Below are 311 nucleotides of genomic sequence, written 5' to 3' on the forward strand. Positions count from 1 at the left end.
TTTGTTATCCTTCTATGTGCTAGGTTGGGGCTTTACTGACTATAATTCAATATTTCTCGGTCTAATTTTAGGCACATCCTTGAGTCTGTTTAATTTGTGGCTCTTGGCCAAACGGATGGAAAGGTTCGGAGAGGCTGTTGTAAGAGGAGAAAGAGTTCGTTCCCTTGGGATGTTCTCAATAATGGCGACAGCCGTCTTAGCAGTTATGATAGCCTTGAAATATCCAGAAATGTTTCATTTTTATAGTGTAGTTTTTGGATTAATGACATCTTACATAGTCATTATGATAGATTTTCTTTATACAAAATTTT

The 311-nt window shown here is 36.3% G+C and carries 1 protein-coding gene; it reads left to right on the plus strand.

The window, feature by feature from the left end; genetic code table 11:
- Window position 1: 1 nt before the first annotated feature.
- Window positions 2-311 (plus strand): ATP synthase subunit I (locus PZE06_RS27590; protein ID WP_275792334.1); only part of this gene is annotated, 310 nt, incomplete at its 3' end.

Origin of the sequence: Robertmurraya sp. DFI.2.37, assembly GCF_029211245.1 — a bacterium.
Classification (GTDB): domain Bacteria; phylum Bacillota; class Bacilli; order Bacillales; family Cytobacillaceae; genus Robertmurraya; species Robertmurraya methanolica_A.